The sequence below is a fragment of the Aquimarina sp. BL5 genome (assembly GCF_003443675.1).
Taxonomy (GTDB): Bacteria; Bacteroidota; Bacteroidia; order Flavobacteriales; family Flavobacteriaceae; genus Aquimarina.
Genome location: NZ_CP031963.1, coordinates 5,424,656 through 5,446,805, shown reverse-complemented (window position 1 = coordinate 5,446,805; position 22,150 = coordinate 5,424,656). Strand labels below are relative to the sequence as shown.

The 22,150-nt window shown below is 32.7% G+C and carries 14 protein-coding genes; 9 read left to right on the top strand and 5 right to left on the bottom strand.

Annotated elements, in window-relative coordinates:
• The first annotated feature begins 50 nt into the window (after positions 1–50).
• The 9 genes from D1818_RS22935 to D1818_RS22895 all read left to right on the top strand — a co-directional run bounded on the left by D1818_RS22935 (position 51) and on the right by D1818_RS22895 (position 12,690).
• The gene (locus tag D1818_RS22935) at positions 51–2,837 is read left to right on the top strand and encodes an alpha-amylase family glycosyl hydrolase (protein WP_233558538.1); all 2,787 of its coding nucleotides are present in this window, start codon (positions 51–53) and stop codon (positions 2,835–2,837) included.
• Between the two features lie 207 nt (positions 2,838–3,044).
• Entirely contained in the window at positions 3,045–3,692 is a 648-nt protein-coding gene (locus tag D1818_RS22930) for a DapH/DapD/GlmU-related protein (RefSeq protein ID WP_118462239.1), read from the top strand.
• 146 nt (positions 3,693–3,838) lie between these two features.
• Positions 3,839–4,072: a hypothetical protein gene (locus D1818_RS22925; RefSeq protein ID WP_118462237.1), complete on the top strand. Its 234-nt coding sequence runs from the start codon at positions 3,839–3,841 to the stop codon at positions 4,070–4,072.
• A 94-nt stretch (positions 4,073–4,166) separates the two neighbouring features.
• Positions 4,167–5,444, top strand: coding sequence for a DUF6734 family protein (locus D1818_RS22920; protein WP_118462235.1), 1,278 nt, complete (start codon positions 4,167–4,169; stop codon positions 5,442–5,444).
• A gap of 493 nt (positions 5,445–5,937) precedes the next feature.
• Positions 5,938–6,159, top strand: coding sequence for a hypothetical protein (locus tag D1818_RS22915; RefSeq protein WP_118462233.1), 222 nt, complete (start codon positions 5,938–5,940; stop codon positions 6,157–6,159).
• A 19-nt stretch (positions 6,160–6,178) separates the two neighbouring features.
• Positions 6,179–7,462 (top strand): DUF6734 family protein, encoded by a 1,284-nt coding sequence (locus D1818_RS22910; protein WP_118462231.1) that lies wholly within the window; start codon positions 6,179–6,181, stop codon positions 7,460–7,462.
• Positions 7,463–7,512: 50 nt separating this feature from the next.
• Positions 7,513–9,102: a vitamin K epoxide reductase family protein gene (locus tag D1818_RS22905; protein WP_118462229.1), complete on the top strand. Its 1,590-nt coding sequence runs from the start codon at positions 7,513–7,515 to the stop codon at positions 9,100–9,102.
• A gap of 8 nt (positions 9,103–9,110) precedes the next feature.
• On the top strand, positions 9,111–11,315 hold the full coding sequence (locus D1818_RS22900; RefSeq protein WP_118462226.1) for a peptidase domain-containing ABC transporter: 2,205 nt from the start codon (positions 9,111–9,113) through the stop codon (positions 11,313–11,315).
• Positions 11,316–11,391: 76 nt separating this feature from the next.
• Entirely contained in the window at positions 11,392–12,690 is a 1,299-nt protein-coding gene (locus D1818_RS22895; protein WP_118462224.1) for an HlyD family secretion protein, read from the top strand.
• A gap of 2 nt (positions 12,691–12,692) precedes the next feature.
• Here D1818_RS22895 and D1818_RS22890 read toward each other — a convergent pair whose 3' ends face one another.
• The 5 genes from D1818_RS22890 to D1818_RS22870 all read right to left on the bottom strand — a co-directional run bounded on the left by D1818_RS22890 (position 12,693) and on the right by D1818_RS22870 (position 22,097).
• Complete coding sequence (locus D1818_RS22890) at positions 12,693–14,669, bottom strand: tetratricopeptide repeat-containing sensor histidine kinase (protein ID WP_118462222.1); 1,977 nt, start codon at positions 14,667–14,669, stop codon at positions 12,693–12,695.
• A 207-nt stretch (positions 14,670–14,876) separates the two neighbouring features.
• Positions 14,877–16,745, bottom strand: a complete 1,869-nt coding sequence (locus D1818_RS22885) for a DUF885 family protein (RefSeq protein WP_118462220.1) — start codon at positions 16,743–16,745, stop codon at positions 14,877–14,879.
• A gap of 31 nt (positions 16,746–16,776) precedes the next feature.
• Positions 16,777–18,681: a CocE/NonD family hydrolase gene (locus D1818_RS22880; RefSeq protein WP_118462218.1), complete on the bottom strand. Its 1,905-nt coding sequence runs from the start codon at positions 18,679–18,681 to the stop codon at positions 16,777–16,779.
• Between the two features lie 177 nt (positions 18,682–18,858).
• Positions 18,859–21,231, bottom strand: coding sequence for a spondin domain-containing protein (locus D1818_RS22875; RefSeq protein WP_118462216.1), 2,373 nt, complete (start codon positions 21,229–21,231; stop codon positions 18,859–18,861).
• Between the two features lie 215 nt (positions 21,232–21,446).
• The gene (locus D1818_RS22870; protein ID WP_118462214.1) at positions 21,447–22,097 is read right to left on the bottom strand and encodes a Crp/Fnr family transcriptional regulator; all 651 of its coding nucleotides are present in this window, start codon (positions 22,095–22,097) and stop codon (positions 21,447–21,449) included.
• Positions 22,098–22,150: the final 53 nt, after the last annotated feature.

The window sequence follows — 22,150 nt, the reverse complement described above, 5'->3', positions numbered from 1 at the left end:
AAGGGCTGTTATATTTAATAACAGCCCTTTTACTTTAAATACATAACGTCATGAAAAAATTTACTTTAGTATTTGTGTTCTTTCTGGGACTGATGATGTCCAATGCGCAACAACAAAATGCAACTTTCACAATTACACCATCTGCCTTTAACGAAGGTGATGAAATCACTATTACAGTATCTGGAGTGGACCTTAGTGTTTGGGGAACAACAGACCTATATCTATGGGCTTGGTACTTTGATAGCCCAACAACTACTGCTGCAATTAATTCCCCTAATAATGGAGATTGGACAGACTCATCGAATAGTGCTCAACCACAAATCTTTACTGACAATGGAAATGGCACGTACTCTATCACCCTAACACCCACAATCTTTTATGGTGCTACGGGAATTGATCGTATCGGGATGTTAGCAAAAGCTCAGGATGGTACCGGAGATAACAAAACCCAAGATAATATAGTCGAAGTTGGTATCTTTCAGCTCGCTTTAGATGCACCTACAGAATCTGTGAGCATCATTGATAGTGGAAATGACTTAACAATTACTGCAACTACAACCTTAAATGCAGACTTCGAACTTTTTGCGAACGGAGCTTCTGTGGATACACAAGCCGGAATAACGAACTACACTACTAATTATACTATTACCGAAGGTGTAAGTTTTGAACTTGTAGCAACAGAATCAGGAACTTCTAATTCATTATCAGAGACTTTCTCTGCCATTACAACTCCCGTTAATAATGAAGCACCTGTTCCAGCAGGAATGAAAGACGGACTAAATTTAGATGGAACTTCTGCTACTTTAGTACTATACGCACCAGGAAAAAACTTTGTTCATGTAAAAGGAAATTTTAATGGTAATGACTGGGCTCTTGATAATGCGTATCTATTAAATAAAGATAGTGCTCAAGATCGATTCTGGATTACATTAGATAACTTACCAAATAATGCAGACATATTATATCAATATGTAGTAGATGCTTCTATCTCTGTTGCTGACCCCTACTCTACATTGATATTATCTGAGTTTAATGATGGATTTATAGATGATACTACGTTTCCTAATTTACCTAGCTATCCAAATGGTAAAACCAATGATGCCGTATCCTGGTTTAAGACCGGTGAGGCTGAATATGTATGGCAGACGACTAATTTCCAAAGACCAGAAGTTACTGACTTAGTAATATATGAGTTATTGATTCGTGATTTTGATGCATTACATTCATTCGATGCGGTAAAATCAAGACTTGATTATTTACAAGATTTAGGTATTAATGCTATTGAATTAATGCCAGTTTCAGAATTTGATGGAAACAATAGTTGGGGTTACAACCCTTCTTTCCATATGGCATTGGATAAATATTATGGTACTCCTACTGCGTTTAAAGAATTCGTAGACGAATGTCATGCCAGAGGAATCGCAGTAATACTAGATGTGGTATACAACCATGCTACCGGTCAAAATCCATACTATAGAATGTGGAATGATTGTAACGGTTGTTACAATGGACAAGCAACTGCTGCAAATCCAATATTTAGAGAGACTGATTCTAATCCAACTTTTTCATTCTTTAATGACATTGATCACGAATCTACAGCTACAGAGGATTACATGGACAGATTGAATGAATATTGGTTAACCGAATACAATGTAGATGGATTTAGATTTGATTTTACTAAAGGATTTACAAATACCATCGGTGATGGAGGCGGTTTTGATCAGAGTCGTATTGATATATTAACCAGAATGAATACGGCTATACAAGCAGTAGATCCTAATGCTTATGTAATTTTAGAACATTTTGCTCCGAATACTGAAGAAACTTTATTAATAAATGAAGGTATGCTCGTTTGGGGAAATAGCAACTTTAATTATAATCAGGCCACTATGGGGTATGGAGATTCTAATTTCCAATCAGTATCCTATTTATCACGTGGTTGGACAACTCCATCTAATATTAGTTATATGGAAAGTCACGATGAAGAACGATTAATGTATAAAAATGTTCAGTTTGGTAATGACACCAACGCACCAACGTATGATGTGACAGATTTATCTACCGCATTAGATAGAGTAGAACTTGCAGGAGCTTTTTATTTTACTATTCCAGGTCCAAAAATGATCTGGCAATTTGGAGAACTAGGTTATGGTTTTAGTATCAATCGATGCGAGGATAGTACTATTGACGAATCGTGTAGAACTAACCCCAAACCTATTCGTTGGGATTATCTAAATGTTACTGATAGAACCGATATATATGATGCATATACCAAATTAATTAGATTAAAGTTGAATGAGAAGATATTTAAAACCGATAATTTCACATTATCTGTTGCTTCTGCCACATCTAAAAAAATTCAACTAACGGATGATTCAGCTACTGGAGATGAGCTTAAACATGTTACAATTATTGGTAACTTTGATGTAGAGCCTATTGATATTAATCCAACTTTCCAGGAAACGGGTACTTGGTATGATTTATTAAGTGAAACAGGTGAGACCATTACCGTAACAGATGTAAACGCTCTTATTACACTACAACCAGGTGAATTTAAGGTTTTTGGAAATCAGGAGTCAGTTACTTTAGGTGTTCAGGATTTTATTAACGGTAATAGTTTTGATGCGTATCCTAATCCAGCACAAACAGCTTTTAGTATTAATGAATCGGTACAAAAAGTATCTGTATACACCATTACAGGAGCATTAGCCAAAAAATTCGAAGGTGATTTCCAACCAGGAACAAGTTTTGACATTGGAGAATTATCCAGAGGATTGTACTTGGTACAAATCCAAAACGAAAAAGGAATAGCCACTACTAAACTTAGTTTGAATTAAATTTCAAGAACTATATTTAGTCTTATTTAAAAGGGAGTTTCTACGGAATGCTCCCTTTTTTTATGAATTTTGAACTATTCTATCGAAGAAATTACATTACACTACAACTCAAGAATTTCTTCTTAATAATAGACCAAAAATCTTTCTGTAAAAAAACACGTATCTATCAAGCATTTCCTCTCTCAAAAACGCAATATTATTAATCACATGATTAGAACTTTCAAAAAAATATTCGATAAAAAAACACACAACCCTATTCCACCAACTGATCTTATTGTTGGAAATAACAATATTATTGAAAAACAAAGTGATTACTTATTTCATCTTAATATCACCATAAATGGAAATAACAATAAGGTATTGATCAAAAAAGATTGTAATATCTCGAACATAGTAATCAATATTCAAGGAGACAATCATTACTTAGAAATAGGATCAGAATGTAGAATAAGTGGAGGGATGTTTTGGTTAGAACATACTAATTGCAAAATTATTATAGGAGCAAAAACTACTATTGAATGGGCTCATATAGCAGCTACAGAAGATGATAACAGTATTATTATTGGAGATGATTGTATGTTCTCTGACAACATTTCTATACGCACAAGCGATTCGCATAGCATAATTGATATGGAAAGTAACAAAAGGATTAATCAAGCAAAAAGCGTTAGCATTGGAGATCACGTATGGATTGGAGCACACGTCAAAGTTCTTAAAGGTGTTCACATCGGGAATCATAGTGTCATAAGCATGGGGGCAATAGTGACAAAAAATATTCCTAATAATTCAATTGCAGGAGGAATTCCTGCTAGAGTTATCAAAAAAAATACCAATTGGACGAGAGAACTACTGTAATTTTCTTAAAAAAATCATAAAGTGATATTTATTATCAACACTACAACGTTTAAGTGATATTTCCCCATATAACATATTACGGTTTAATCGTATTATAGAGTAATAGTATACTATACAAATCATTATTAATTTAAAACAATGTAATTATGAGAAAAGACATTTTGCAAAAAATCAAAGCGTCAGTTCTTTCTAAGAAAGAAACTAAAACTATTGTAGGAGGATATGACGGATCTTTTGGTGCAGGAAATTGTTCATTTATCATCTGTGGAGGTGATCAAAATAAAGCTGGACGCGCCTCCAAACCTGGTTGTCCTACATCTAATGGAAGCTGGAGTCTTTATGTGTACAGACCAAATCCGTCTTTATACTGTTGGGGATAATTAAAATGTATCAAAAAAACAAAGGCTCTTCTGTTGAAGGGTCTTTAGTTTTTTAAAAATAAAAACGCACAAGCATCAGTAAGAAAATAAAAAAATGAAGGTAATACAAAGTTTCTGGTCAAAACCAAGTAATAATAAATCTGAAGATCCTAACTCAAGATATAAAGGTGGATGGCTACATCAAAAACATGCCTTTTATAGTCAAGCTCTAAGTTGTCTTACTTTTAAACAATTTTATGACCAAGTAGAGTTATATACCGATGCAGACGGCAAACATTTGTTAATAGATATTTTAAATATTCCATATACCAATGTACACATAACTCTTGATCAAATAGATAAATACAATTCTAAACTATGGGCTTTAGGAAAAATATTTACATATGCCGAACAGAACGAACCTTTTATACATTGTGATTCTGATGTGTTTATTTGGAAAAAATTACCTGAACTTCTTACTACTTCTCCCCTATTTGCTCAAAATGCTGAAATAAATTTTCCAGCGTATGAGGAAGCACTCAATGATGTTTTTATCAATTTTGATTGGATCCCAACAGAACTAATTAATTCACTGTATAAAAATAAAGGAATACACGCCCTCAATGCAGGAATAATTGGAGGGCAAGAAACTCATTTTTTTAAAAAACTAAAAGAACAAGTCCTTGAGTTCATAGAAAAAAATGACCACCTACTTTATAAAATAGATATAGGGATTTTCAATACTATATTTGAACAGCAATTAGCGTTTGCTATAGCCGAAAAAAACAATATCCCCGTGTCTTATTATTTAGAAAATGTTGATTCCGATTTCTCCAAAGTTATTAATTTTCATACAGTTCCTTTTCAATCTCAATATGTACATTGTATTGGATATGCTAAAAAATCATTTTTCGCTTGTGAACAAGTTGAAGCAAGATTAAAATATCATTTCCCAGAATTTTACGATAAACTTAATAATAGACTCGCTAAGTACTTTGACGAAAACTCATTTCAGAGTGATATAACTCCTGAAAGAATGGATTTTCTATTTAACCTCTATGATTGGGTGTCTAATAAGTCAGTAGATGATATTAGTAATACAACTTTTAAACTGAATCCTTTATGTAAAATAATTGAAGAAAACGACTCTTACTTTTTAGAACATATAATACCGCAAACCAAGAATTTTCAACGACAAGAACTTAAAGATTGGAACATCATCTTGTTATACTTTGAAGAACCTACAACTATCAATCAGCTTTATGAAGGCTTGTCTGAAGATGAAACTTTTCTTAAAAACACTAATAAGGAAACATTGAAAGACAAACTTATTTCTTTTGTTATGGACAAAACAATGTTATTAGAAATCCTACAGCCCATAAGCACCCATTAATAAAGCTCTTTACCTTATAAAAACTCCGCAATACATCTATTATAAAACTGTTTAAAAATCCTAAAATATTAATTGGTGAGACCAAATCGTTCAGCACAGAAAAACGAGTCTTATTTGTTAAAATTTTGTGAATTGAATCTATTATAAACCAAAATTTATCAACACGAAAACGTAATAGTGAGGTGATGCCATAAAAAAAGCAAGTCATTCTTATATTTTTCTCATAATTTCAAATAACAAACAGAAAAAATCCCAGTTTTTATAAAACAATTACAGCACAATCCGTAATATTTTATGAATAAAATTAAATAATAATCATTTGTTATTCAATTTGGTTTGTAGTTGCAAATGCAAATTAATTCGAATAATAAATCTTTAGGTTGCGCAACCGCAGACCGATTGAGAGTTAATGTCTGAAAATTATGACTTCTCATCAAACAAAAAGCGGAAACCGAAAAGCTAATGAGTAGGTGAACAATTAAAATTTATCAAAATGAAAAAAGATTTTTTAAACAGGATTAAAGATGCCCAACTGTTGAGTAAAGAAGAAAGTAAAACTATTTCTGGAGGATATGGAGGATATGAACTTCCTACTTGTAATTTACCTCGATGTGTACACGGATGGTATCCTTTAACAGACTTGACTTGTGACTTTGCTCCTGCTTATATGGGATCAATTGGTGGAGGAAGATCTGGAAAGTGTCTTTCTTATTAAGTCAATATTTTAGACATTTATGAGCATAAAAATCATTCAAAGTTTTTGGTCTAAACCTTTTTTGGAACAAAATTATGACGAAAGTGCTAGATTTAAGGCGGGTTGGTCCAGTACCAACCTGTTTTTTTATAGCGCACTATTAAGCTGTTTGACTTTTAAAAAACAATATGGAAATGTAGTCATGTATACTGATGACTATGGAAATGAATTATTGAAAGAAAAACTACAAATCCCATATACATCAGTTAATACGGAGTTAGAACGCTTACATCATTATCCGGCTGGCCTATGGGCATTAGGTAAGGTTTTATCGTATTCGCTGCAGAATCAACCCTTTCTTCATGTCGATACCGATGTGTTTATATGGAACCGCTTTCCTGAATCATTTATTAGCAAAGATATTTGTTTTCAGAATTTGGAGTTTAATTTCCCAAGGTACAAGGAGGTATTGGATGTGATATTACGTGAATTTGTAAATGTACCAGACACCTTGAGTAAAGAATATCTAAAAAATGGAAACATCAATGCATTTAACGCAGGGGTAATTGGAGGGAACAATACTTCTTTCTTTAAAGAGCTAGCAAAAATAGTCTTCTCATTTATCGATGATAATCGGTCGAATTTGGATAAAATAGATCTCGGTATTTTTAATATGATTTATGAGCAAATGCTAGGAATGAATCTAGCTATAAAAAATAATCTAAGTACCAATGCTCTTTATAATGAAATGAATGCTTCTTTTTCTAAAGTAATGAGGTTTCAGCTTATCCCAGAAAAAGAATATTATATTCATACCGTAGGACACGGTAAGAAATCACCAGTAACCCAAGAACAAATCGAAGCAAGACTTCGGTATGAATTTCCAGATGAGTTTCATAAACTAACCGAATCCTTAAAAAGGAACGGGTTATTTGATAATGAATACAAAAGTATTAATGAAAAACGTTTCTGCTATCTGGAAAAGCACTTCGATTGGTTAAAAAATACTTCTTGGGATGAAAAAATGAACACTAAGTTTATCATAAATAATAATATTATCTGCAAAGAAGATGAAAATAACGATGTAGTACTATATTACAAATCTCCTCAAGATTTAAAAAACACCTCCATAAAAGTGGAAGATTGGGACTTTTTCCTTTTCTACTTCGAAGAAGAGAATACGATCAAAGATGCAGCGTCTGAAGCATACGCTGATGAATCTATATCTTCTCAAATGGATAAAAAACAGCTAGAAGAACGATTATTTTCTCTGGTTATGGATCGATGTATGTATAATGAAATTCTATTGTCTGAATTTGTATAACAACACTTAACTAAATTTCACAACCAATACTATTATAATTAATTCGTTTAATGAAAGATTCTGTTATATACTTACTGTACAAACTCCTAAAAAAGAACAAAATTGCTATAGATGAAGAAGAGGTTAAATTTCAACTATTAAGTCATCCCACCTACCCTAGTCTTCATTCAATTACTGGGGTTCTCGATCATTTTGCTATAGAAAACATTGCAGCCAAGGTTCCTACAGATAATGAAACATATTCCCAATTAGACTCCTATACTCTAATCCAAATTAGAAATGAAACCGGTGAGCATTTTGTTCTTTTCATCAAGAAAAAAGATACAATCAATCTCATTTTTAGTAGAGAGTATACTCAAATACTTTCTGTAGAAGAATTTCTAAAAATCTGGACTGGCGTTGTACTCATTATTGAACACAATGAAAATAGTGAAACCAATACCTCTCTCAAAAAGACTAAATATCGCACTACAGTAAACTTTTTTTTAGTATTCGTTTTACTAGGATCATTTCTTCTATTAAAACCCGAATTGACAACTTTTATACATTATTCGATGTCATTTTTCGGCCTACTATTTAGCGCATTAATAGTATCAAAGGAACTTGGTATACAATCCACCGTAATTGATAAATTCTGTAATAAGGAGCAAAAAAGCATCGATTGCAACGCTGTCTTAAATTCTAAAGGAGCTACTTTGTTTAATAAATTAAAACTTAGTGATGTTTCTATAGTATATTTTAGCACCCTACTTATATCTTCTTTACTAACATTACTAAATAATAGTAGTATTGACCTTATATATCTAATTTCTATTAGCGCAATACCATTTACAATTTATTCCATTTTTTATCAATACAAAATTGTAAAAAACTGGTGTTTATTATGTATAAGTATTGTCCTTATTTTATGGTTGCAGGCAATAACGATATATTTTGCGAATTTTGACATAAAAGAACTAAAATTTAATAGTTATTCTTTTGGTACTGTTTTAATATGTTTTTTGTTAATATCAACCGCTTGGTCTTATGTATTACCATTACTAAAAAACGAGATAACATCCAGAAAATTAAAAATAGAACATTTTAAGTTTAAACGAAATTATACTCTTTTTGACACGCTACTTTCTGAATCTCAAATACTACCAATTAAATCATTAGATAAAAAAGAAATAATTCTTGGTAATAAAACTGAAAAACCGGAACTATCAATTACAGTAATCACAAATCCTTTATGCGGTCATTGTAAAGAAGTACACGTATTAATTGATAACATATTGAAAAATTATAGAAAAGAAGTGCAAGTCATTGTGCGTTTTAATATACCGAACATTCATCCAGAGAATCAAAGCACAAAAATAGCTGCGCGTCTTACCGAATTGTTTAACGATGAAGGAGAAGAAAAATGTGAACTTGCTATGAGCAAGATTTACTCGTCTAGCACACCTAGTGATTGGCTAAAAATGTATGGAGATTTCAGTAATGACAATTACCTAAACTTACTTAAAAAACAGCATCAATGGTGCGTAAATTATGATAAAAATTTTACTCCTGAGATATTATTAAACGGGAAATCTTATCCTAATGCGTATAATAGAAAAGAATTACTTTTCTTTGTAGAAGATCTTATTACACAAAATTAAAACTCTGAATGCCAAAATTTCCTTTTTATAAACAAGCTGAATCCAAAGATTGCGGACCCACTTGTATTAAAATCATAGCTAAACATTACGGGAAAGTACTGAATACGCAGAAGCTTAGATCTCTAAGTGAAACCACCCGAGAAGGGAGTTCTTTACTTGGCCTAAGCGAAGCTGTAGAAAGTATTGGATTCAGATCGCTGGGTGTAAAACTATCTTTAAATCAATTATTAGAAGTTCCACTACCTTGTATTGTTCATTGGAACAAAGTACATTATGTCGTAGTTTATAAAATTAAGAACACCAGAAAAGGTGGCATGACGATCTATGTATCTGATCCCGCCCATGGTTTGATCACCTACACTAAAGAAGAATTTATAAAAGCTTGGATCGGTAACAATGCCGATCAAACTACTGAAGAGGGAGTTGCATTATTGGTAGAACCTACTCCAAAGTTCTATAATGACAATTTGGATGAAAAAGATGAAGAATTTGGGTTTAAATTTATCTCTAAGTACGTATTTAAATACAAAAAATTCATCTTTCAACTTATACTAGGTTTAACAGCTGGTAGTTTGTTACAGCTTATTACACCATTCCTAACCCAAAGTATTGTTGATGTAGGTATAGAAAACGAAGATATTGATTTTGTATATCTAGTATTAATTGCACAGCTATCATTGTTTGTAGGACGAACATTAATTGATGTTTTAAGAAGCTGGATTTTATTACATTTAAGTACCAGAATTAACATCTCCTTGATTTCAGATTTTTTTATCAAGTTAATGAACCTACCTATCTCCTACTTTGATGTAAAAATGACTGGAGATTTATTACAACGAATCAATGATCATAAAAGAATAGAGCAGATACTCACCATGTCTTCACTAAATGTGTTGTTTTCCATGGTAAACTTAATTGTGTTTAGCATTGTCCTTATCTACTACAGCTTCTCCATATTTACGGTTTTTGCCGTTGGTAGTGCTTTCTACTTTGCCTGGATTTTAATATTCTTCAAAAAACGTAAAAAGCTTGATTATAAGCGTTTCTCTCAGATCAGCGAAGAACAAAGTAAAGTTATTGAGTTGGTTAATGGTATGCAAGAAATTAAGCTCCATAACGCAGAAAAAAGAAAACGTTGGAATTGGGAGTTTGTGCAAGCTAAACTCTTTAAAATATCGATAGAAAACCTTGCTTTGGAGCAATATCAAAGTGTTGGCTCTGCTTTTATTAATGAACTAAAAAACATACTGATCACTGTTCTCTCTGCGGTACTCGTTATTGATGGAGAAATCACATTAGGTATGATGTTGGCTATTACATCTATTGTAGGACAACTAAATGCTCCTATAACACAATTGATTAATTTTCTAAGAGAATTGCAAGATGCGCAAATCTCATTAGAACGTCTAGGAGAGATTCATAATAAAGAAGACGAAGAAAAAACAGGTGATGAAAAGCTTAAGGATATCCCAGAAAATTCTGGTTTTGATATCAAAAAGCTTAGTTTTAGGTATGTAGGATCAGATAAGCCCGTGCTACAAAATTTGGACTTATTAATTCCTGCAAACAAAATCACAGCAGTTGTTGGTGTTAGTGGTAGTGGAAAAACTACCCTTATGAAACTCTTATTGAAGTTCTATGAACCTGATGAAGGACAAATATTCATTGGTTCTCATGATTTACAGAATGTATCACAAAAGGCTTGGAGAGATCAGTTTGGAGTAGTTATGCAAGAAGGATATATCTTTAATGACACCATAGCTAATAACATTGCAGTAGGAGAAGATTATGTTGATAAGAAAAAATTAGCACACGCAGTCGATGTGGCGAACATTAAAGAGTTTGTAGAGTCACTACCTTTATCTTATAATACAAAAATAGGAATGGAAGGTGTAGGACTTAGTACAGGTCAAAAACAACGATTGTTTATTGCTCGTGCGGTATATAAAAATCCTAAATTCTTATTTTTTGATGAAGCAACCTCAGCCTTGGATGCTAACAATGAAAAGGTAATTATGGAAAAATTAGACACCTTCTTCAAGGACAAAACCGTTATGGTGATAGCGCATAGATTAAGTACTGTAAAAAATGCCGATCAAATTGTGGTATTGGATAAAGGTGAAATCATAGAAGTTGGAAATCACGAATCGCTGATCAAAGAAAAAGGAAGTTATTATAATTTGGTTAAAAATCAATTAGAACTCGGAAAGTAGTGAGTAGTGAGTAGTTAAAATTAGATTATTTTATTAAAAAACTAACGGTAATTCATAATTCGTAATTACACAAAACATGCCAGATAATTTAGACGACATACAATTAAGAAGTGAAGAGGTTCAGGAAATTCTTACACGCGTACCGCATTGGATGATCCGATGGGGTAACCTATTGATATTAGGACTAATACTTTTATTATTGTTTCTTTCCTGGATGCTTAAATATCCGGATACAATTCCTGCGCAGGCAATCATAACAACAGATGTACCTTTGCAAAAAGAACAGGCAAATGTTAGTGAGAAGATAGAAGCAATTTTAGTAAAAGAAGGAGATACTGTTCCAGAAGGAACTCCTTTAGCAATTCTTCGAAATACAGCAAACTATCTTGATGTCTTTAGCCTTAAAAGAGTGGTTGACACTATCACCATTAATAACCGTAGTATTGAATTTCCGTTTAACCAAATGCCCCCAATTTTAGAACTGGGAGATATCCAAACAAGTTACGCTACTTTTGAGAATAGTTACATAGAATACACTTTAAATAGAGAGTTAAAACCCTTTTCTGATGAAAACATAGCTAATCAGATATCTTTATCGGAACTCTACAGAAGGCAAGAAGGAATTTTAAGTCAGAAAAAAATTGAAGGAAGTGCATTAAACTTTAAGAAAAAGGATTTTGCAAGACAGCAAGAGTTATATGATAAGGGTAGTATTTCTCAACAAGAATATGAACAAGCAAAAATTGAATATTTGCAGTTTGAGAATAATTATAAAAACTATGACACACAACTTTCTCAGATTAAGGAGAGTATTAGTAATGCACAGAAAACATCAAAAGGAACTGAATTTAATCAGCAAAGAGAAGAAATAAGCTTACGTAACAAAGTGATTCAGTCCTTTGATCAATTGAAAAAAAGTATAAAAGATTGGGAATTAAGATATCTGCTACAATCAGATATAGAAGGAAGAGTTTCTTTTTCTAATTATCGTTTTGAAAATGAAAATGTAACTGCCGGTGATATTGTTTTTATAGTAATCCCAATACAAGAATCTTCTTCTTACGTTGCTAAAATAAAGGCCCCAACCCAGAATTCGGGAAAAATAAAAATTGGGCAAAAAGCTAATATTAAATTGGAAAACTTTCCTGACAATGAATTTGGTATGCTACAAGGTACTGTAGATTATATATCAATGTTACCGGATAAAGATGGGCTATATCTTATAGATGTAAAACTACCTAAAAAACTGATTACGACATACAATAAAGAAATACCTTTTCAACAAGAAATGAGAGGCTCTGTAGAGATTATTACAGAAAATCTAAGGCTTATAGAAAGATTCTTTTATCAATTTAGAAGCTTGTTGGATAAATAAATTTATGCAGCCTTGGGCAAGGAAATATAAAAAGTGCTTCCTTTTCCAAGAGTGCTTTCTACCTTTATTTTTCCTTGATTGAGCTCTATTAACTCTTTACATATTTTTAGTCCTAGACCAGTACCTGTTTCATTTTCTGTTCCATTTGTTGTAAATGTATCTTCTGCAAATAATTTATTAAGATTAGAAGGGTCAATACCTACGCCAGTATCTTCAAAACAGATTTCGTAATGATTTTCTTTTTCTTTGGATATCAAGGCAATAGAATCTCCAGGGTTACAAAACTTAATGGCGTTGGCAATTAGATTCTGAGCCACAATCCCAAACATATCTTTATCTGCAAAAATCATAGTAGGATCTAGCTTATTTATTAGTTTAATATCTTTTTTCTCAGCTTTAGGCTTAAAAAAAGTAAATTTATTACTAATTACCTCTGTAATGTCAAATGTAGTGGGCTGAGCATTCAGCTCTTTCATTTGCGATTTTGACCAATTCAGTAAGTTATTCAATAAAATAGAAGTTTGATGGGTTCTATTAGCTAATAATGGGACTATTTCTTTGAACTCTTCTGTAGAAATCACATCTTCTTTCATCAAATTTAGGCTACCTTCCAATCCATGTATTTCATTTTTCAGATCGTGAGAAATAATAGAGAATAATTTATTTTTAACCTGGTTGGATTCGTTAAGCTCCTTTATATATCTCTTTCTCTCTTTTCTTGTTTTGATAATAAGAACCATAAAGACTAAGATTACTGCAATGACTGCCAAACTAATAAATGCTAATAACCTGTATCTAAATAATTCTTCTTTTGTTTTTTGTTCCCGCTTCTCTTTTTCATCTATCAGTTTAAGTTGTTTTAACTCGGCTTCATATCTAGATTTTGTATTTTCTACCTTTTTTGTGGTAATATCGTTCATTCTCTTATCAGAAAGTTCCTGATATTTTTTTTGCCAAGCTATAGCACTTAACAAATTACCTCGAGCCGAATCTAGTTTAAATGAATGTTTATAGTTTTTCAAAATTAATGATGTAACATTTGATTTAACTAAATCCTCTCTTGCTATTTCTAAATATTTCTCTGCTTTATCATATTCTTGTTGTTCAAGTGCGATAATACCTAATTGTTGTTTCGCATTTAAAACTATTATTTTGAAATTAGCTTGGGTACCAACGCACTGTGTGGTGTCATAGAATTTTTTAGCTTTTTCATATTCCTTTCCATACATTGCTACTTTAGCCATAATACTATATGACTGAGCCATATGCCTTAGATCATCTTCTGCTTTATTAATTACCAAAGCTTCTTCTAAAAGCTTTTGTGCCTCTTTAAGCTTCCCTCCTTCTGTGTATAACAAAGCTAAATTATTGATAACCAAACCTACACCATTGCTCTTCAATTTCTTACCCATATTCATTGACTTAAGGTAAAATTTTTCTGCATTCGGAATATCATTAAGCTCCTTATAAATGATTGCTAAATTATTGTATACAGCAGAAAGACCGACACTGTCTTTTAATTGTTCCCTATGCAATTTAGCATCTAATAGATGATTAGTAGCTTGTTCTATATTTCCTTTATTTCTCTCGATATTGTATCTATCATTACTTACCATTGCTAAACCGTTTTTATCATTAACTTTTTGAAAGTTAAGCACGGCTTTTTCAAAGCTTTCTTTAGAATCAATACTCTTATTCAGTTCGTTATTAATAACGCCTTTCAGCCTATACACTAAGCCTAATCCTTTAAAATACTTAATATCATGGCCAAGCTTAATAAGTTTATTAGCGATATCATCCGCTCGGTCTAATTGATCTTCATTGACATAATGCTGTAAATCATTTACCGCGCTATTAAATAACAAAGAATCTTTTACGTTTTCTATTTTAGAAAAATCAACTGCTGAAAATTGACTTTGCGAAAAACCAAGTAGGTTCATTGCGCAGAAAATCACAAAGGTTAAAATTGCTTTATTCATATGATCTATTTTGGGGCTAGAACCAGATTAAATACCAATTACACCAGCAAAGTACACAAAAATATCTTTAAATATATAATATTGTAGTAATATTCTTACTTAAATTTATAGATTTCCCGTAATTTAGATCAGTTTAGGTAAAAAAAAAGCCTTTCAGCGGATGAAAGGCTATAACTTATATGTAAAATATTCGTATTCAAATAAATATCAACTCGTTTCTTTAGTTTCTAATGTTTTACTCTTGGATGCTATCCATTCATTCACTAATTCTTCAAGTATTGTAAGTGGCACTGCTCCATTTGTCAACACCACATCATGAAACTCTCGTATATCAAATAAATCATTCCCTAATTTAGATCTTGCAGCTTCTCTTAATTCAAGAATCTTATTCATACCAATTTTATAAGCCGTAGCTTGACCGGGCATTACGATATGCCTTTCTACCATTTTTATTGCATCACTTTCTGCATTTGGAGTATTATCTGTATAATATTTTATTCCATCCTCTCTTGTCCATTTCTTTGCATGTATGCCAGTATCTACTACTAACCTACAAGCTCTCCATAACTCCATCGCTAATCTTCCAAAATTAGAATATGGATCATTATAAAGTCCTATTTCTTTTGGTAAGAATTCATTGTACAATCCCCATCCTTCTACATACGCGGTATATCCACCGAACTTTCTAAACTTTGGGATATTTTCTAATTCTTGCGCGATAGAAATTTGCATATGATGCCCAGGTATTCCTTCGTGGTATGCAAGAGCTTCCATTTGATATTTTGGCATTGCTTCCATATCATAAAGGTTCGCATAATAAGTTCCTGGTCTTGATCCATCAGGAGTTCCTCTTTGATAAAATGCTTTTCCAGCACTTTTTTCTCTAAAAGGTTCTACTGCTTTCACTATAATATCAGCTTTGGGTTTAGTGATAAAAAGTTCGTCCATTCTAGATTTCATGTTATCAATTAACCCCACTGCTCTTTTAAGGTATCCTTCTCTGCCCGCTTCGTCATTACTATAATAAAACCTTTCATCTTCTTTCATGAACTTAAAAAAGTCTTGCAACGTTCCTTCGTACTTAAGCTCTGTCATAATATCTTTCATTTCCTTATGAATTCTAGCCACCTCGTCTAGTCCAAGTTGATGAATTTCTTCTGCAGTCATATTGGTAGTAGTAGTGCGTCTTAATGCATTATTATAAAATGCATTACCTTTAGGAAATTTCCAGGCTCCATCTTCTGTAGTAGCTCTTTGTTGCTGATCTTGTAATAAGGCAATTAGTTGATTATAGGCAGTTTTCACATCTTTTTTCAAAGCTAACTCAGCTTTAAAAATCAAACTATCCTTTACTTCTTCTGAAATCTCTAATTTCTTTATTTTAGATTTGAAATCAGATAATAACGTACTTTCGTTATTCGAATCGTCAAACGGTTTACCTGTGATTAGATTACGACAATCATTAAGAACCTTGGCAAAAACGAACTTAGGAGGAACGATTCCATTTTTTTCTCTAATCTTAATATTTTCTATTTGTTGTTCAAATAGCTCATCTATTCCTTCTAACCTGGAGACGTATGCCTCAGCATCATTCTTGTTTTCTATTTTATGCATATTAATCAAAAATGCTGGAATTTCTGCTTGCATTCCGTGCATTTGATTTACAGGATAATCATAAAAACGATATTGAAAATCATCTATTTCATTTCTTAAATCTTCCTTCATCAATCGATAACTCAAAGTGGTAGCTTTGTTTAGTTTAGTAATATCAATTGAATCATTTAAGTATCTCAATCGTTTTTTAGCTTTATCTAAGTCTTTTACTTCTTTTTTAGAAGAAACATCATCCCATTTACTATAATCTTCCGTTTTTACTCCTAAATACGTTTGCATCATAGGAGATTCAGACACTTCTTCTTGAAACTGAGTCTCAAACCAATCATTAAGTTTTTTAGAATGTATCTTAATTTGTTCTTCATTAGTAATAATAACTTCGCTTTTTTTATTCTCATTTTTACAACTAAGAAATATAAAAAGAGAGAAAATAAATACGATACTTAATTTTACATTATTCATCTTTCAGGGTATTAAAGTTCGTTAGTTTAGTTTATTTCAAGACAGAAATTTCGATTGATGAATCATCAAATACCTTATGGGTTTGCTTCTTAAAATCAGATGCTTTAGCTTTAAAAATATTAGGAACAAATGTTTGTGGATTTAAATCTATATAAGGGAACCAAGTACTCTGCACCTGAATTTGGATTTTATGTCCTTTCATAAACGTATGGTGTACATCCTGAAGTTTAATAGTTACATCTGTTTTCTGATTTGCTACAAAAGGTTCTGGATTACTGAAACTATTTCTAAATCTCCCTCTTAGTACTTCACTTCGAACCATCATATGGTAATTGGACATTTTTAAATATGCTTGAGTTTCTTCGGTATCCTCTGCATCGGGAGGATACACATCGATTAATTTCACTACCCAATCCGCAGCTGTTCCCGTAGTAGCAACTTTTAATTTTGCCAAAACTTCACCAGAAAGCGTCATATCTTCTGTAAGTACAGAGGTTTCATACACTAATACATCAGGTCGACGCGCAGCAAAACGTTGATCATCTGTCATATACTTCCTCGGTGTAAACACCATTTTTATATCTTCCGAATATGGAACAGGTTTTTTAGGATCGCTAATAAATTCTGAAAATCCTTTCCCTGCACTTTCTGTTAAACCATCACCAGATAAATACATTGTTTTCTTTTCTGCATTTTTTGGTGGCCAACTATCATAAGTATTCCATTCCTTTTTTCCTGTATCAAAAATCTGAATTTCAGCAAGCCCTGTATTCTTTTCACCATTTCCTTTTAGGAAATGATTAAAGAATTTTGTTTCTATATTTTTTTGAAAATTGAGCGAAATATTGTCTCCAAAATATACGTTTCCAATCGCCTGACGTTTTTTATTTCTTGCCCAATCTCCATGACTCCATGGCCCAAAAACCATAATGTTATAATTCTCACTATTGTTTTCTATTTTCTCATACGTTTCGAAAGGCCCATATAAATCTTCTGCATCAAACAACCCTCCAACTACCATTACAGCTGGTTTAATATCTTTAAGATGTTGTATAATTCCTCTCTTTTGCCAAAAATCATCGTAATTAGGGTGCTCTTTTAATTGTGTCCAGAAAACGTTATCTTCCTTATAATATTGATCCAATGAACTAAGCGGAACAGCATCAAGGAAAAATTGATATTGATCCTTTGTTCCCAACTCCGGAAAGGAGTACCAACTTTCTTTTAATGGTTCTGTTTTTTCATACCCAAATACTGCTGTAGCTCTCCAATAGCTCAATAAATATGCTCCATTGTGATGAAAATCATCAAAAAAGAAATCTCCAATACAGGCTTGCGGAGAAACTGCCTTTAACGCAGGATGTGAATCTAATAAAGAATAGGTAGCATAAAAACCTGGGTACGAAATACCCCAAACTCCTACTTTCCCATTCGTATTTTCTACATTATTCACAAGCCATTCGATAGTATCATACGTATCGCTTGATTCATCAAATTGCTTATCCTTTTTATTAGGTATATAGGCTCTCATATTATCATAAACTCCTTCACTCATCCAGCGCCCACGCACATCTTGGTATACGATTATATTACCTTCCTTCATCAGAAACTCGTTTGGACCAATTTTAGATCGAAACTCTCCTTCTCCGTATGGACGAGAACTATAAGGAGTTCTTTGCATTAGGATAGGATACTTTTTACTGGTATCCTTAGGAGAATAAATTGTGGTATGGAGTTTAGTTCCATCTCTCATTACAATATCTACTTCCTGTTTAGAATAATGTTCTTTTACTTTGTAAGCATCTTTTTCTGTAGCGGTTCCTTCATCTGTTTTTTGAACTTCCGATTTGGTAGAGATTTCTTCTTTTTTAGCACAGGAAGTAAAAAAAATTAAAAAGCTAAAAAGAGATAATAATAGTATTCTAATTGATCGCATTTGCTTGAGTTTAGTTGAATGCTGAAGATAAAAAATGGAATGCTGACAAGCTTCCTTTTAAGGAGATTTTAACAATCTTCTCTAGATATAGTGTAAAACAAATGAACCTTCAGCGCTAACTGAAGGCTCATTGATGCTAAGAACTTATATCCCCAAATATATCAAGTTCTTAGTTATTTATTGCGGTAGAATATTAATCTCTATCATATTATATCCTCCTCTGGAATCTCCAGACCAAGTTACACCTGGAGGGCTACTGATCACTCCTTTTCCAAATTGTACATCTTCTAGGTTCGATACTCTTCTGATCGTAGTATTTGCATCTGTATTACCAATATTTGCTCCCGATTGATTCATCACCTGATCCATACCGAATCCTACTGGTTGATCTTCTTCTGTTCCTGCATCATACAAATAAGTTTTAGTACTTAGATCTGTACCTGAATATGGTGTAATTCCATCCTCCCCGAACAACGGTAATCCAGCGTTATTATAACTTAAAAACCAGTCATTAGATTTTACGAACATAGTTCCAAACCCAAACTTATAATCCTGATTTTTGGGTACTTCTATAGTAAATGTCTGAGAGCCACCCGGCACTATTGGTCCTGTTTCATTACTTAAGGCTACTGGAATACCAAAATCCTTTAAATAATTGTAAGCTACTGATCTATCTCCATCTTCGGCTATTTCTTCTAAACCATTGGATACTTGCGTTGCTTCTCCTTGATTAAACCAAGGATCACTATCCGTATTAAAGGCATAGATAAAAGCTGGTGAGAAAGGCGTTAGAGATGATGATAAACGTAACGGAGTTCCCTGAGATCCTTCTTCTGTAAACCAACTGTATAAAGCTCCCGGCATACCATCTTCTGCAATTCCTTCTAATCCCACTCCTCTGTCTTCTTCTCCAATAGTAAATAATGGTTCACCTTGCGCATGAAGTACTATAATACCAGGAGTAATTACAAATCCATTATCTGAACTCGGTGCCATATTAGCATTGGGAGTGTTTATTGCTGTAATAGTTAGTGTAAATGTTCCAGCGGAATTTCCATCTCCATTAGCATAATCTAATACAGCAGTCATATAAATATCTCCAGTACCTCTACCATCTACTAAACGAACTAATGGATTTGCGTCTGCAGGACCAACATTAGCGCCAGCTGGTGGAAAAGTAGCCGGATCTTTATCTGCTTCTGTTCCAAGATCATATAATGAAAGTTGACTTGCAATATCTATACCATTTAAAGCTTGACCATTAGGAAACAAATCAATTCCATCAAGATCTGTAGGTGCTAAAAACCAGTCATTACTATTCCCCATCATAGTAACTGGAGTAAATTTAGTACCAGGAACTGCTTTAAAAGAAACTTGATATTGAGCACCATCTGTTGTTAATGGTCCTGGACTTGTAGCTCCAACTGGAGTAGTAAATGTATGTACATTTAAATAATTAATAGTATTAGTAATTGTAATCGAAAAAGTTGTTGTCTCAATAGGCGTGGCATTTCCTAGTCCGAAAGTTGGGTTTATGGTTTCGTTCCAATCAGTTGCAGCATCTCCTTCTCCATCATATGCTATACTGTAGCTAGGTAATCTTACCTCTGGCACAAAATCTCCAGTGGTCCAAATTCCTGCTGCTACTGCTACATTCTCTCTAGCACTTCCTGCAGATCCCCATTGTACAAAGTCCATAATTGCATCAGCACTTGTAAATGAATTGTTTGCATATAATCCCAATCCTTCACTATTAGTTAGTTCATCCCAATTTACAACTACAAATTCTCCTGGATCTAAATTAGCATCTCCGCTAGTAATTGTTGCGTTTTGCATCTGAACATACTGCCCAGGTCCTAAACATAACCAATATGTAGAAATATCTACTGCAACTGTTCCATTGTTCCATAGTTCAATTAGTTTATCTTCCCCATAATTCACTTCATTAATAACTATTGAACGTACACCATTATCTGGCATTGTTAATACGTTTTCTGATCCAAAAGTCACAGTAGTTGTTTCAGCCCAATTTGCTGCTCCGTTTCCTTCTCCATCGAATACAATACTATTATCTGGATTAGTTATCGTAGGTACGAACTCTCCTGCAGTCCATATACCTGCGGCAACGGCAATATTCTCTCTAGCACTTTCTCCTGCTCCATATTGAACAAAATCTACAATAGCATCTGCATCTGTAAAAGCATTAGAAGAATATAACCCTAGACCCCCTGAATTGTCTGGTAAATCATACGATAATACCAAAAATCCTCCTGCAGGAGTCACAATACTTCCACTCTCTGGTGTTAGATCACCTATTCTTTCATATGTTCCTGGTCCTAGGCATAACCAGTAATCACTTAAATCCGCTTCTTGATTTCCTTTGTTGAAGATCTCTATCAAATCCGTTCCTTGATATCTGACTTCATTAAAGACTACCTGATTAATTACTTCATCAGTTTCTCCATCTGGTTGTATTACAATATCATCATCCTCACTACATGAGATAAAAGTAAACAGTCCAATAATTAAATAAATAAAATTGTTTTTCATGATTTATACATTTTTTTTGTTCATCAATATGATGCAAATATATAAGCTCAAAAAGGTGAAAAACGGTGATAAAAGTCACTGTGAAAAGTTAAAAAAATGTTATTTAAATATCTGTAAAACAGTTGATTATATATAAATTTTAAAAAAAAAGAGCAGCAAAGAAACATCGCATATTTGCGATGTTTCTTTGCTGCTCTTTTTTTAATAAAAGCGTGTTAGTTCTGACAATAAACTCCTCTTGTTTTTGTCAGCTCTATATGTCGTTTATGCTGAACTAATATATTTGAAGCTTGTAATTTTTTAGTTATTCTGGAAACAACTTCTCTAGATGTACCTAGATCCGATGCTATTTCTTTATGAGACATCTGGATCATATTACAATTCTGAAGCTTTGCTTTTTCATCCAGATAATTTACGAGTCTTTCCTCTATTTTATAACATACAACTTGTTTCGTTGTATTTAATAAATCTTCATAATTACGTTGAAAATCTTTTAAAATAATTTGTGTAAACGAAGGGTACTTTACAAACCACTCTTTTACTTTGTTTATGGGTAAACACAATACTGTTGTGTCTTCTTCGGTTTTAGCTGAGAAGCGCACCGCTTTCTGATTAAATAAATGATTAAAACTGAGAATACAACAATGATTGGGATGTATGTAATACAATAGAAACTCCACTTCATCTTCTTCTGCATACATTTTTATCAAACCATCCAAAATGATTGGCAAAAAGGTCAAGTAACTCCCTTGTTTTACAACATATTCGCCTTTAGCTATATTTTTAAAATCTCCAAAAGACATCATTTCATCTTTCAGCTCATTTTCAATAAATGGGAAACATTGGGATAAGTCTATTTTTTCCATGGACACTATTAGTTACTTTTATACTAATAGTAAAGTCGATAATTAAGCTTGTC